This window comes from Shimwellia pseudoproteus, assembly GCF_016415625.1.
GTDB classification, from domain to species: domain Bacteria; phylum Pseudomonadota; class Gammaproteobacteria; order Enterobacterales; family Enterobacteriaceae; genus Shimwellia; species Shimwellia pseudoproteus.
Map to the genome: position 1 here is coordinate 32563 of NZ_WBXP01000030.1, position 14001 is coordinate 46563.

13 protein-coding genes are annotated in these 14001 nt (G+C 57.3%); 5 read left to right on the plus strand and 8 right to left on the minus strand.

The window, feature by feature from the left end; all coding sequences use genetic code 11:
* Positions 1-90: 90 nt before the first annotated feature.
* From ysgD to lptM, 7 genes are all read right to left on the minus strand, one after another.
* Complete coding sequence (gene ysgD / locus F9C28_RS20475; protein WP_373278484.1) at positions 91-147, minus strand: YsgD/CorL family protein; 57 nt, start codon at positions 145-147, stop codon at positions 91-93.
* Between the two features lie 136 nt (positions 148-283).
* On the minus strand, positions 284-2446 hold the full coding sequence (uvrD, locus tag F9C28_RS13510; RefSeq protein ID WP_199015890.1) for a DNA helicase II: 2163 nt from the start codon (positions 2444-2446) through the stop codon (positions 284-286).
* 66 nt (positions 2447-2512) lie between these two features.
* Positions 2513-3229, minus strand: a complete 717-nt coding sequence (gene yigB / locus F9C28_RS13515; protein WP_199015891.1) for a 5-amino-6-(5-phospho-D-ribitylamino)uracil phosphatase YigB — start codon at positions 3227-3229, stop codon at positions 2513-2515.
* On the minus strand, positions 3229-4134 hold the full coding sequence (xerC, locus tag F9C28_RS13520; RefSeq protein WP_199015892.1) for a tyrosine recombinase XerC: 906 nt from the start codon (positions 4132-4134) through the stop codon (positions 3229-3231). The genes yigB and xerC overlap by 1 nt, the downstream gene beginning before the upstream one ends.
* Positions 4131-4835: a DUF484 domain-containing protein gene (locus tag F9C28_RS13525; RefSeq protein WP_199015893.1), complete on the minus strand. Its 705-nt coding sequence runs from the start codon at positions 4833-4835 to the stop codon at positions 4131-4133. Before F9C28_RS13525 ends, xerC begins: the two co-directional genes overlap by 4 nt.
* Entirely contained in the window at positions 4832-5656 is an 825-nt protein-coding gene (gene dapF, locus F9C28_RS13530; protein WP_199015894.1) for a diaminopimelate epimerase, read from the minus strand. Before dapF ends, F9C28_RS13525 begins: the two co-directional genes overlap by 4 nt.
* 34 nt (positions 5657-5690) lie before the next feature.
* Complete coding sequence (lptM, locus tag F9C28_RS13535) at positions 5691-5894, minus strand: LPS translocon maturation chaperone LptM (RefSeq protein WP_199015895.1); 204 nt, start codon at positions 5892-5894, stop codon at positions 5691-5693.
* A gap of 240 nt (positions 5895-6134) precedes the next feature.
* Between lptM and cyaY the strand changes: the two genes are divergently transcribed.
* A complete protein-coding gene (gene cyaY / locus F9C28_RS13540; RefSeq protein WP_199015896.1) occupies positions 6135-6455 on the plus strand; it encodes an iron donor protein CyaY in 321 nt (106 codons plus the stop codon).
* A gap of 5 nt (positions 6456-6460) precedes the next feature.
* On the opposite strand, the gene cyaA is transcribed toward cyaY, so the two are convergent.
* On the minus strand, positions 6461-9016 hold the full coding sequence (gene cyaA / locus F9C28_RS13545; RefSeq protein WP_199015897.1) for a class I adenylate cyclase: 2556 nt from the start codon (positions 9014-9016) through the stop codon (positions 6461-6463).
* 289 nt (positions 9017-9305) lie between these two features.
* Here cyaA and hemC point away from each other — a divergent pair, with 289 nt between their 5' ends.
* From hemC to hemY, 4 genes are read left to right on the plus strand one after another with little or no spacing between them, the layout of a single operon-like run.
* Positions 9306-10247, plus strand: coding sequence for a hydroxymethylbilane synthase (gene hemC, locus F9C28_RS13550; protein WP_199015898.1), 942 nt, complete (start codon positions 9306-9308; stop codon positions 10245-10247).
* Positions 10244-10990, plus strand: coding sequence for a uroporphyrinogen-III synthase (gene hemD / locus F9C28_RS13555; RefSeq protein WP_199015899.1), 747 nt, complete (start codon positions 10244-10246; stop codon positions 10988-10990). Before hemC ends, hemD begins: the two co-directional genes overlap by 4 nt.
* Positions 10991-11005: 15 nt before the next feature.
* On the plus strand, positions 11006-12280 hold the full coding sequence (gene hemX, locus F9C28_RS13560; protein WP_199015900.1) for a uroporphyrinogen-III C-methyltransferase: 1275 nt from the start codon (positions 11006-11008) through the stop codon (positions 12278-12280).
* Between the two features lie 2 nt (positions 12281-12282).
* Positions 12283-13479, plus strand: a complete 1197-nt coding sequence (gene hemY, locus F9C28_RS13565; protein ID WP_199015901.1) for a protoheme IX biogenesis protein HemY — start codon at positions 12283-12285, stop codon at positions 13477-13479.
* Positions 13480-14001 lie beyond the last annotated feature (522 nt).

The following is a 14001-nucleotide window of genomic DNA, read 5'->3' on the forward strand; positions in this document are numbered from 1 at the left end:
GAGAGGGGTTTCAGACCAAACAGCCTGACTCAATGCGACGGGGTATAGACCGCCGACAACCACTAAGGCTATCGGCACATGAGGATAGCCTTAGAAGTTGTACCTGGATAACAGGTAGTTGAGCCAGCATCTACTGGGTGTGTCCAAGGCATGTGTCCTCTTTGTGTAATCGTGGGCGCATGTTACGCCAGCCGTAAAATGGCGTCAACACGCAACCCAACGGCTGTGGATAATTTATCCCCGGATCGATGACAGGAAGATGAAGGGGGTGGCGGCTACCCCATCACACCGTTTCCAGCCGGGCATAGGCGGCCACCAGCCATTTTATCCCCTGGCCCTGAAAAGCAACCTGCAAACGGCTGTGTTCACCGCTGCCCTCCAGATTGACAATGGTCCCTTCGCCAAACTTAGCGTGGCGCACCCGCTGGCCCAGCTTATAACCGGTGTCGTTCTCTGCCAGCGGTGTTCCCATGCGCTGATGGCTCGCCGGGCGGCTAATACTGGCGCGCAGGCGCACTTCCTCAATACAGTTCTCCGGCAGCTCGCCAATAAACCGCGATGGCCGGTGATAGGCCTCTTTGCCGTACAACCGGCGGGTTTCAGCATAGGTAATAGTCAGCTTCTGCATCGCCCGGGTAATACCGACATACGCCAGACGGCGCTCCTCTTCGAGGCGTCCGCCCTCTTCCAGGGACATCTGGCTGGGGAACATGCCTTCTTCTACCCCCACCATAAACACCTGGGGGAACTCCAGCCCTTTTGCCGAGTGCAGGGTCATCAGCTGTACCGCGTCCTGCCAGGTATCAGCCTGGCCTTCTCCGGCCTCCAGCGCCGCATGGGACAGGAACGCCTGGAGCGGCATTAAATCTTCGTCTTCATCCTGGTAGCTGAACTGGCGCGTGGCGGTAACCAGTTCCTCAAGGTTTTCGATGCGGGTCTGGCCTTTTTCGCCTTTTTCCTGCTCATACATCACCTTCAGGCCGGAATCATGAATCACCCGGTCAGTCTGGACGTGCAGCGGCATGTCGGCGGTTTCCCGGGCCAGGGCCTCAATCAGCTCCATAAAGCGCTGTAGCGCGCTGGCAGCGCGTCCTGCGAGGGCTTTTTCCTGCAACAGCACCCGGCACGCCTGCCACAGGGTGAGTTGCCTATCCCGGGAGGTCTGGCGCACCACATCGAGGGTGCGATCGCCGATGCCGCGGGTAGGGGTGTTCACCACACGCTCGAACGCCGCATCATCATTACGGTTAGCCACCAGACGCAGGTACGAGAGCGCATCTTTGATTTCCTGGCGCTCGAAGAAGCGCATCCCGCCATAGATCCGGTACGGCATACTGGCCTGGAGCAACGCCTCTTCCAGTACCCGGGACTGGGCGTTACTGCGGTATAAAATGGCGCACTGTTCAAGGGCGCCGCCGTTTTCCTGCCAGGTTTTGATCCGGTTAACCACAAAGCGCGCTTCATCCAGCTCATTGAACGCGCAATACACCGAAATGGGCTCACCGTCGCTGCCGTCGGTCCACAGCTCTTTACCCAGGCGCCCGGCGTTATTGGCGATCAGGGCATTGGCCGCGCTGAGGATAGTGTTGGTTGAGCGGTAGTTCTGCTCCAGGCGGATCGTTTTTGCCCCGGGGAAGTCGTTGAGAAAACGCTGAATATTTTCTACCTGGGCCCCGCGCCAGCCATAAATTGACTGATCGTCATCCCCGACAATCATCACCTTGCCGGTGTCGCCCGCCAGCAGGCGGATCCAGGCATACTGAATACTGTTGGTGTCCTGGAATTCGTCCACCAGGATATTGGTAAAGCGCTCGCGATAGTGGTTGAGGATATGGGGTTTATTGAGCCACAGCTCATGGGCGCGCAGCAGCAATTCGGCAAAATCCACCAGCCCGGCGCGATCGCAGGCTTCCTGATAAGCCTGGTACACTTTCTGCCAGGTTTGCTCTACCGGGTTGCCGTAGCTCTCAATATGGTGCGGGCGCAGCCCTTCGTCTTTTTTGCCATTGATAAACCACATCGCCTGGCGGGCCGGCCACTGCTTTTCGTCCAGATTCATCGCCTTGATAAGCCGCTTCAGCAAGCGTAGCTGGTCTTCACTGTCGAGGATCTGGAAGTCCTGGGGCAGGTTGGCGTCCATATGGTGGGCGCGCAGCAGGCGGTGTGCCAGGCCGTGGAATGTCCCCACCCACATGCCGCCCTGGGTGGTACCCATCAGTTCACCAATACGGTGGCGCATCTCCGCCGCCGCTTTGTTGGTAAAGGTCACCGCCATAATCGAATACGGCGAGCAGTTTTCTACCGAGATAAGCCAGGCAATACGGTGAACCAGCACCCGGGTTTTACCACTCCCGGCCCCGGCCAGCACCAGCATATTGCTACGGGGTGCCGCGACGGCCTCTCGCTGTTTATCATTCAGGCTATCAAGCAGGTAAGAAACGTCCATTGGCACCGCCGCATGAGGAGTAAAAGGGGCAAATACCCCTGGAATTATATACAGAACTGGCGAGAATTATATCAGTGCAGTAAGGGATGCCAAGGCGGAAATTTCCAGATGCGGCACTAAACGGCTATCACTAATATGCATCAGGTTCCCGCCGCGCAGGTTGATCCAGCATGCCTGAAGGCCGCTGCGCACCGCGCCGGCAACGTCGGTAGTAAGATCATCCCCCACATGCAGCAACCTGCCCGGGGCCATATCCAGCCGCGCTGCCGCCAGCCGGTACATATCGCTATAAGGCTTAGCGCGGCCATCGGGACCGGCCCGCAGGACAAACGCAAAATAATGGCCCAGGCCACATTTTTCCGGGTCCGCATTGCCGTTGGTGATGGCCACCAGAGGCCATTTGGCCGCCAGGGCTTTCAGGGTGTGGTGGGTTTCTTCGGGCACCGCAATACGGCTGCGCCAGCGGGCAAATTCCGCCATCGCCCGCGCCGCCCCGAGCAGCGCCTCCTGGCGGGTAACCCCCACATTGATGAGCGCCTGCTCAATCGCCCGGCGGCGCCATTCGGTAACGTCGTGATAAATCTCCGGCTCGGCCTGGCGCAGCGCCTGACGCAGCTGTAAAAAATCCGCTGACTGCATCGCACTGAGCCGGGGATGGTACTGCTGCAGGAAGCGCATGGATTCCTGCTCAGTACGCAGGATTACCGGGCGGTTGTCGTAGAGCGTATCGTCCAGGTCAAAGGTGAGTGCCCCAATGGGCCCCAGTGGGCGATAAAAATGCATTATGATTTCCCCCGTTTCGCACGCGGATGTGCCGCATCGTATACCGACGCCAGATGTTGAAAGTCCAGATGGGTATAGATCTGGGTGGTAGACAGGTTGGCATGGCCGAGCAGCTCCTGTACCCCGCGCAAATCCCCACTCGACTCCAGCATATGGGTGGCGAACGAATGGCGCAGTTTATGGGGGTGCACGTGGCTACTGAGCCCCTGTTTTACCCCCCACTCGGCAAAACGCTTCTGCACGTTACGCGGGGAAATACGCCGCCCGAGTTTTGAGACAAACACCGCGTCATCTTCCGGGCCGAACAACTCACGCAGATCGAACCAGTGCTCCAGCCAGCTCACGGCACTGCGGCCAATGGGCAGGCGCCGCTCTTTGCTGCCCTTGCCCATCACCCAGACTTCGCCGCTGGCCAGATCCAGGTGTTTGCAGTCCATATTCACCAGTTCGGATAAACGCAGCCCGGCGCCGTACATCACCTCAAGCATTGCCCGGTCACGTACCGCCAGCGGATCGTTAATGTCGATATCCAGCAGCTGGTTGATATCATCTACTTCAATATTCTTGGGCAGATGGCGCGGGGCGCGCGGGGTGGTTATCCCTTTCGCCGGGTTCGCCTGTAGCTCTCCCTGGCCTATCAGCCAGTCAAAGAAACTGCGCAGGGCCGATAACCGTAATGCCAGGCTGGACGCCTGGAGGCCGGCACGCCGGCTGCGCACCACCAAATTACGCACCATCGCCGCATCGCACTGGGCCCATTGTTGTAGCCCCGCCGCGCTTGCCAGCGCGATCAGTGCCGCCAGCTGGCGCTGATAGTTAATTAGCGTCACCGGGCTGAGCTGGCGCTCCACTTTGAGGTAGCGCAGAAAGCGATCGACGGCGGGCTGCAATGCTGAGGGGGTCATACGCGTTCAATCCAGCGTTCAATCAACCCCGGTAACATCAGCGCCACTTCCCGCAGAAATTGAGTCCCCTGCCCGGCCTGATAGTGCTGAGGATCCCGGCTGCTGAAAATAAGCACGCCATCGTTGCCGTCGCGGCCCAGGAGCGACATTGCCACGCTACCGATAGCTTTGCCCTGGGGCAGCATCGTCAGCAGTTCAGGGCCATGCAGCGGGCCAAGGTAGTGTTGCTCATCGCCGAAACGCTGAATACGCAGCGGTTCAAAATTTTGGTGGCTAAGCCCAAGATGGGTGAAATCAGAAGGGGCGCCGATGCGCCAGCGGTCCGGAAACAGACGCACATTGGCCCCGGCAAGGCCAAGATCCCGGGCCCAGCGGTGGAGCCGGTTAAGCATATCCTGCAGGCTGCTCGCCGCCACCAGCAGGCTCTGTAAACGCAGCAGGCTGTAAAATAGCCCTTCGTTTTCCCGGGCCTGTTCCAGTAACAGGCCAATATCTTCTTCCATCTGGCTTATCTGGACCCGCTGGCGGGCCATATGCCATTCCACCAGCGATACCGTACCGCGCACCGGGTGCGGGATACGCATCTGTTCCACCAGACGGGCATTACGTATAAAGAAATCCGGGTGCTGGCTCAGATATTCACAGACCTCACGATCCGTGATGAGCTCTGGCTGTTCCTGAGTTTCTCCGGCATTACTCATAAGTGTATGAATCCATCGTAGACATGGGTGGCAGGCCCGGTCATGTAAAGCGGATTTCCCGGCCCTTTCCAGGCGATATCCAGGCGCCCACCGGGTAAGTCGACACGAACCCGCTCAGCCAGAAGCCCTTGCTGAATACCCACGGCCACCGCGCCACAGGCGCCGCTGCCGCATGCCTGGGTTTCACCGGCCCCGCGTTCGAAAACGCGCAGGCGGATATATTCGCTATGCATCACCTGCATAAAGCCAATATTGGCCCGCTCCGGGAAGCGTTCGTGGTTTTCCATCACCGGGCCGAGGGTTGCCACCGGCGCGGTGTCGACGTCATCCACCTGAATCACACAGTGTGGATTGCCCATGGAAACCACACCACACAATACTGTCTGCTCCGCCGCACGCATGATATAAGTTTTTTCCGCTTTGTTTGCCCGGAAGGGGATCTGGGATGGCTCAAAGCGCGGTTCGCCCATATTGACAGTAACCAGTTCATCTTCCGACACACTCAGTATCATACGCCCATTGGCGGTGCTGACCCGAATGTCCCGTTTATTGGTCAGCCCTTTGAGGCGCACAAAACGGGCAAAGCACCGGGCGCCGTTGCCGCACTGGGCGACTTCGCTGCCGTCAGCATTGAAGATCCGGTAATGAAAATCGAGATCCGGATCGTAAGGCGGCTCGACGATCAGTAACTGATCAAACCCGACACCATGATGGCGATCGGACAATTTACGGATCAGCTCCGGCGAAAAATAGACGTTCTGCGTGACCGCATCAACGACCATAAAATCATTACCCAGACCATGCATTTTAGAGAACTGCATTTTTTACTCCGTTACTGCGGCCATGAACGATGTATTACTGGTAATCGACCTGAGTTGGGCCGCTGCTAACGCCGCGATCGTTACGGGTAGGCTCGTCTGGCCGTGCGGTCTGCGTCGCTGTCGGCTGCTTCGCGGGCTTACCGTCTTGCGGTGGAAAGTAAAGCGGCCCTTTTAAGCCACAGCCCGTGAGGTTAAACAGAACCAGCATTACCGCCAGCGTTCTAAACGTATTCTTCATGCCTGCTCGCTTGTTATTTTTTCTGGTGGCTACTACAAACGTTCTCATTTATGGCGCAGGCAACCCGTTACGCCGCAAATGAGGTGATGGCTATATCATCGCAGGTGATCCCCGAAAAGCAATACTTCGATGCAGCAAACAGCTGGATATTCCTGACACTTATCGCTCAGCACCGTATACCATTCCTATTCCCCGGCGCAGCTTTTATACTGCGGCGATACCCTTCAACAGGAAATGACCATGAACGACAGTGAATTTCATCGTCTGGCTGACGAGCTATGGATGACCATCGAGGAAACCCTGGATAATTATGACGGCGATAGCGACATTGATTGTGAAATTAATGGCGGCGTACTGACACTGAGCTTCGAAAACGGCAGCAAAATCATTATTAACCGCCAGGAGCCACTGCATCAGGTATGGCTGGCCACCAAAAACGGCGGCTACCATTTCGATCGCCAGGGCGATGTGTGGATCTGCGACCGCAGCGGCGACACCTTCTGGCACCTGCTGGAAGAGGCCTGTAGCGCCCAGTCCGGTGAGAAGGTCAGCTTCTCCTGAGGGTTTTACTGGTATTGCTGTAACAGCGGGGCTGCTTCACCAGCGGCCCCTGCCGCGGCAGCAACCCGGCCGGGCTGGCTGCGAAACGGGATCACCTGGCTATGACCATCGACGGTCACAATCTGGTAGAACTGCGGCAGGTTAAAGTTGATAAAGCTGGAGCCGTAGGTGAAACGGTCGTGTGACGACGAATAGAACCGGCAGACATCCCTTACCAGATCTTCCACGCTGCCTTCGCAGTGGTGGTAAATCTCCGCCCGGTTGCTCTCATCGAGAATATAAATCGTAAAGCCTTGCTCATCGGGGCTCTCTTCAAAGAAGAACTGGATAATCCCTTCACTGGCAAAACCATCCACTACCGCCGGGAGCTGGACATGGTGGGTTTCCACCTGTACTGACAGCCCGTGCAATTTGTTGTTGGAAATCGCCCCGTAAAACTCCACGGCATTTTCCAGTTTTTGTACCGACACATTCAGCCGTTCAAAGAACAGCCCCCAGGTCTGGCCAGCCACCCGCAGTGCTTTAAAGCGCCCGGGCTCCTGACGCGTGCTGGAGGAACATGTCAGCCGCAGATCGATGCATTCGGAGACCAGTTGCTGTACCCGGGTGCGGATCAGGCCGCGCAAATGCTGGCTATAACAGAAGACTTCCACGCTATCCGGCGGGGCCGCATCCTGATGCATTTTACCGAGGATGGTTTTCAGGGCTTCGATCATCGCCTGCTCGCCGTTAAAGTGCAGGGTACGCACCTCGTTCCAGGAGTTGCGATACAGCAGGTCCACACTGCCCACCAGGCACTGCTGATCCTCGCCGAAACTGAACACATCCAGTTTGCGGAAATCAAAATGTACCACCTGATCCCGGAACGCCGCAGTGGGGTCATATTCCAGGTTAACAATCAGCGCCAGATGGCGAATCTCACAGGGGCTGTAGAGCGCTTTCGGGGTCGGAGACGGCAGCCGCAGCGGGAAATGGCTCGACACGTCTGACACCATTTCCTGCAATTTTGGTAAATCGACGATGCCGTTGCCCTTAATAAACAGCCGGGTGCGCGAAGTCAGCAGGCCGCTAAACCAGGCCCAGGCCACCAGCTTATTCAGATAACGGTTATATTCCAGCGGCTGCTGGCTAACAATCGAGTTCATGTCCGGCGAGCGGTTATACAGGTACCACCCGGTACGGTTAGCGCGCCCCGGCGGCACATGGATAAAGGTCAGATTCGGTTCGGAGAGGTCCGGTGATATCTGCGGGTTAACCAGAGTCACTTTCCCCGGCAGCGCTTCAAATGCCGCATACAGCTTGCGCGTCAGCACCCCGATATCCTGAGGGCTGGCGCTGACGCTCAGATTATTGCGCCGTGCAAAGCGGATCAGGTTGCGGTAGCTCTGCATCATGGCATCGAGCAGTTCATTATGGGCGTCGCGAACTTCTTTAATTTTCCAGTTGGCGCGGTTATCCAGCATCGCCAGACGTTGCTCATCCCAGCCCCAGTCCTTGACCAGCTGGCTCAGCACTTCACGGCGCCAGCCAACGCAGGCCCGCTCCCGGGAGAGTTTTTCGCACACCTTCAGGTAGAAGCAGCGGCGGATCAGATCGAGGCGCGCGTCGTCGTTTACCTCTATCAAATAACGGGTTACCCGATCCAGCATCATGCAATAGGGATCCAGACCGTATGACACGATCTCCCCGTCATGCAGATGTTGTTTAATCTCTTTTGCCAGCAGCTGGGTATTGGGGTACCCCCAGGAATACGCCTCCAGCAGCAGGGTTTTCAGCACGGCTTTATAGGGGGAATCAATGCTCTTATACAGCTGCCACAGGCTGGCACCAAAATACTCTTCGGCGGACAGTGAGCTTAAGCCCCCCAGATCCAGCCACTCATTCGGTGTCAGCACCCCCTGGGCATACAGGGTCATGACGTAATCGTCGTAATGGTCTTCTTCCTGCCCCGGCACCATATTCCACAGGATACGTTTCCCGGCCAGGCGTACCGCGGTGCGGTAAAATTCGTCCAGTAACAGAATATGCTGGGTTGAACCGCAGTCTTCCCCACCCAGGCTGCCGCTCTCATTGTGGCGGAACCGGTTTTCATCAATCAGGAAGAAGCTGACTTCAACCCCAAGGGAAGCGGCCCAGCTTTCCAGCAGGCTGCATTTACGCTGTAACAGCTGACGTTCGTCGGCATCCAGCCATGCCTGATGGCACACCCAGATATCTAAATCGGAGGAACAGCTTTGGCCCACGGAGGAGGTACTGCCCATGGTATAGACGCCGGTTATCGGCAGCTCCCCGGCTAATTCCGCCTGGGGCGGCATACCGCGAGTGAGCTCCAGCTCATCCAGATAATGACGTTGTGTCTCATCCGGCGTATAGAGGCAAATCCCGTGGGGAACGTTACCATCAATGTAGCCTGGCATCAGCGAATGATGATAATGCAACAATGTAGGCAGCAGACTGTAAACCTGTTGGAAGGCAGGCCCCATAGCAGCCAGTGCGCGATCGACACGCAATTGGTTGATGGCATCCAGTCTCTGTTTCAGAGTCTCAATATAGAGGTACAAGACGTATCGCCTGATGGTTTCAGTATTTCTCAGAAGTAACCCGCTTCCATACGTCTACCGTTGTGTTTGTGATAAGTCAGGTAGACAACTGCTGGAAACGTGATCAATTTAACACCTTGCCTGTTGACCGTAAAGAAAGATACGTTACAAAGTCAATCCGGCCACGATCTTTACACCTTTATATCATCGTATGTGTCTCGCCCGTCGCACCGGCAAAAACAGGCACATTAACAGCCTTTCATCGGCAATGATGTTAGGATGGGCAAAGAATAAATAGACGGTAACTAGCATGTTAGACAAAGTATTAAGAATTGCCACTCGCCAGAGCCCTCTTGCATTATGGCAGGCGGAATACGTCAAAACGCGCCTGGAAGCTAGCCACCCAACGCTGACGGTGGAGCTGGTCCCCATGGTCACCCGTGGTGATATTATCCTCGATACCCCGCTGGCCAAAGTGGGGGGCAAGGGGCTGTTCGTCAAAGAACTGGAACATGCCCTGCTGGATGGCCGTGCAGACATCGCGGTTCACTCAATGAAAGATGTGCCGGTGTCCTTTCCGCAAGGGCTGGGGCTGGTAACAATCTGCGAGCGGGAAGATCCGCGCGATGCGTTTGTCTCTCATGATTACGCCAACCTGGATGCGCTGCCTGCGGGTAGCATTGTCGGCACCTCCAGCCTGCGCCGCCAGTGCCAGATTGCCGCCCGCCGCCCGGACCTGATTATTCGTTCACTGCGCGGTAACGTCGGCACCCGGCTCAGTAAGCTGGATAACGGCGAGTATCACGCCATTATTCTCGCCGCCGCCGGGCTGAAACGCCTCGGGCTGGAATCCCGTATTCGTTCATTACTCTCCCCGGAAGAGTCTCTGCCTGCGGTGGGCCAGGGCGCGGTGGGCATTGAGTGCCGGCTGGATGATCACAACACCCGGGATTTACTGGCGGTATTGAATCACGATGCCACCGCTACCCGGGTCACCGCCGAACGCGCCATGAATATTCGCCTGGAAGGGGGATGCCAGGTGCCAATTGGCAGCTATGCTGAACTGCAGGGGAATGAAATCTGGCTGCGCGCCCTGGTGGGTTCACCAGACGGTAGTGTGATGATCCGCGGTGAGCGTCGCGGGCCAGCGGCGCAGGCCGAAGCCCTGGGGATTGACCTGGCAGACGAACTGCTGGCCAACGGCGCCCGGGATATATTGGCCGCGCTATCGGACGGAGAAACATCCGCATGAGTATTCTGGTCACCCGCCCTTCTCCTGCCGGAGAGCAACTGGTCGCGCGCCTGCGCATCCTGGGGCGGGAGGCCTGGCATTTTCCACTCATTGAATTCTCACCGGGCCGTGAACTGGCTGGCCTGCCCGCCGCCCTGGCCGGGCTGGCGCCGGGCGATCTCGGATTTGTCCTGTCACAACATGCGGTAGAGTACGCGCGCGGTGAACTTACCCGCCGTGGCCTGGCGTGGCCTGCTCAGGTTAACTGGTTTGCCATCGGCAGAACCACCGCCCTGGCCTTTCACCGGGTCAGCGGGCTGGACATTCACTACCCACAGGATCGGGAAATCAGTGAAGTCTTGCTACAATTACCTGAATTACAAAATATTGCCGGTAAACGCGCGCTCATTTTGCGCGGTAATGGCGGCCGCGAATTGCTGGGGAACACCCTGGCAACCCGCGGGGCGCATGTCACCTGGTGCGAATGCTATCAGCGCAGCCCAAAATGCTATAACGGCGCAGAAGAGGCTTACCGCTGGCAACAGCATGGCGTAAGCACCCTGATCGTCACCAGTGGCGAAATGCTGCGCCAGCTTTATACGCTCACACCGGAATGGTACCGGGCGGACTGGTTGCTGGCCTGTCAGTTGGTTGTGGTCAGCGAGCGCCTGGCCTGCCTGGCCCGGGAGCTGGGCTGGCATGATATTTATGTCGCCGACAATGCGGACAATGATGCGCTATTGCGCGCGTTACCATCACAGTAACTATGGGATGTCAGAATGACGGAACAACAAAAAGAGCCCTCTGCCGGGGTTGAAGAAACCACCACTGCCGTGGGGTCATCAGCCGCAAAAACAAAAAAAAATGCTGCCCCTACGACACCTGCAGCAAAATCCTCCCGTAACGGCATGGCCGGTATCGCCCTGGGCGCCATTGCTATCGCCATCGCGCTGGCGGCTGGCGTCAGTTTATATACATGGGGGAAACACCAGGCGTCATCACAGCTGGCGACCAACGATACACTCAGTAGCCAGCTGGCCGCCCTGCAACAACAGCAAAAGCAGCAGCAGGAGACCTTTAACACCCTGCTCAGCCAGCAAGCTACACAGCTGGCCGCCGCCAACACCGCCCGGGATCAGCTCGCCAAAGCGTTGAACGACGTGCAACAAAAAGTGGCGATGATCTCCGGCAGCGATGCCAAAACCTGGCTGCTGGCCCAGTCGGACTTTCTGGTCAAACTGGCGGGCAGGAAACTGTGGAGCGATCAGGACGTGACCACCGCGGCGGCGTTGCTGAAAAGCGCGGATGCCAGCCTGGCGGACATGAATGATCCGAGCCTGATCGGTGCGCGCCGGGCGATTACCGAAGATATCGCCACCCTCTCCACCCTGACGCAGGTCGACTATGACGGCATTATTCTGAAGCTCAATCAGTTGACCAATCAGGTCGATAACCTGCACCTGGCCGACAACAATACTGATGATTCACCGATGGATTCCGACGGTACCGAGCTTTCCAGTTCGCTGACCGAGTGGCGCCAGAATCTGATGAAAAGCTGGGACAGCTTTATGGATAGCTTTATTACCATTCGCCGCCGGGATGAAACCGCCGTGCCGCTGCTGGCGCCTAACCAGGACATCTACCTGCGGGAAAATATCCGTTCACGTCTGCTGATTGCCGTCCAGGCCGTCCCCCGCCACCAGAACGATGTCTATAAACAGTCGCTGGAAAATGTCGCCACCTGGGTACGTGCCTACTATGACACTGATGATGCCAGCACCCGCGCCTTCCTCGAAGAGCTGGATACCCTGAGCCAGCAGAACATCACCATGGATGTTCCCGACGCCCTGAAAAGCCAGCCCATTCTTGAAAAACTGGTGCAAACCCGGGTACGCAACCTGATGGCCCAGCCGTCCAGCGCCTCCGCAGCCCCGGCACAGGCCCATAGCGCGCCGGCGCCGGAAAGTACCCCTGCCGGGAAACCCGACGCTGCCGCGCCTGCACCTGCTCCGGCAGCCACGCCCGCAGCGCCTGCTGCCGCTCAGGGAGAGTAATCATGATCAAAGTCCTGTTACTCTTCTTATTGTTGATTGCCGGTATCGTACTGGGGCCGATGCTGGCGGGCCACCAGGGTTATGTGCTGATCCAGACCGATAACTACAACGTGGAAACCAGTGTCACCGGGCTGGTGATCATTCTGGTGCTGAGCCTGGTGGTGCTGTTTGCCCTTGAGTGGCTGCTGCGGCGGATCTTCCGTACCGGCGCCCGCACCCACGGTTGGTTTATGGGCCGCAAACGCACCCGCGCCCGCAAACAAACCGGCCAGGCACTGTTAAAACTGGCGGAAGGCGATTACCAGCAGGTTGAAAAACTGATGAGTAAAAACGCCGACCACGCCGAACAACCCGTGGTGAACTACCTGCTGGCCGCAGAAGCCGCGCAACAGCGTGGTGACGAGATGCGCGCTAATCAGCATCTGGAGCGCGCCGCAGAACTGGCGGATAACGACCAGATCCCGGTAGAGATTACCCGGGTTCGTCTGCAATTGGCCCGTAATGAAAACCATGCGGCCCGCCGCGGGGTCGATAAGTTACTGGAAGTCACCCCCCGCCACCCGGAGGTTCTGCGTCTGGCAGAACAAGCGTATATCCGCACCGGCGCCTGGAGTGCGCTGCTGGATATTATCCCGTCGATGGAAAAAGCACAGCTGGGCGATGAGCAACACCGCGATGCGCTGCGCCAGCAGGCGTGGATAGGCATCATGGAGCAACTCATGGCCGAACAGGGCAGCGAAGGGCTCAACCTGTGGTGGAAAAATCAGAGCCGTAAGACACGCCAGCAGACTGATTTGCAGGTCGCCATGGCAGACCATCTGATCGAGTGCAATGATCACCAGAGCGCCCAGCAGATTATCCTTGATGGCCTGAAACACCAGTATGATGACCGCCTGGTCATGCTGATGCCGAAGCTGAAATCTGATAATCCACAACAGCTGGAAAAAGCGCTGCGCCAGCGGCTGAAAGCCGATGAGCACAACCCGCTGCTGTGGAGCACCCTTGGCCAGTTACTGATGAAGCACGGTGAATGGCAAGAGGCGACCGTCGCGTTTCGCGCGGCGCTGAAGCTGCGCCCGGATGCTTATGACTACGCCTGGCTGGCGGATGCCCTTGACCGGCAGAACCAGCCGGAAGAGGCCGCGACCATGCGCCGAGATGGGTTATTGCTCACCCTGAAGAATGAAAACCCCTCCTGAACGACAGGAGCTGAGCAGTAAAAAGGCGAACATCGGTTCGCCTTTTTTTATGCCGCAATTCCCGCCCTGCCGCCGCTGACCATAAAAAAACGCCCGCTAATAAGCGGGCGTTGAAACAGGTCATTCAGACAACAAAGGTGCTTCACTCAACGTTGTGTCCATGGTGTTTGATGAGGCGTTAGCGACATCTCTCTGGTGGACGATAAGCACCGTAAACAGCTCTGCGTCATTCCTGGGCATTATGAGGCGTTACCGCGAACATAAAAAATGGAATGAGCATCTACCCGCGTATTATTGCACTTTGCGTGCCAGTCTTACAGCCGATTTGTAAAAAATAAATACCGCTTAAATTCATTATCTTAGCACCGGGATCTCCCCTGGCCGGGGCGGGCACCGGGCTGTGCGCCGGTAAATTGTCGCTGGCGGCTTTGTTGAATAAATCGAACTTTTAGCCGAAATTAGGATCAGATCACCACACTCCTGACCCTGTAGCGACATCCTGTGACAAAGCAAAAGTTCAAA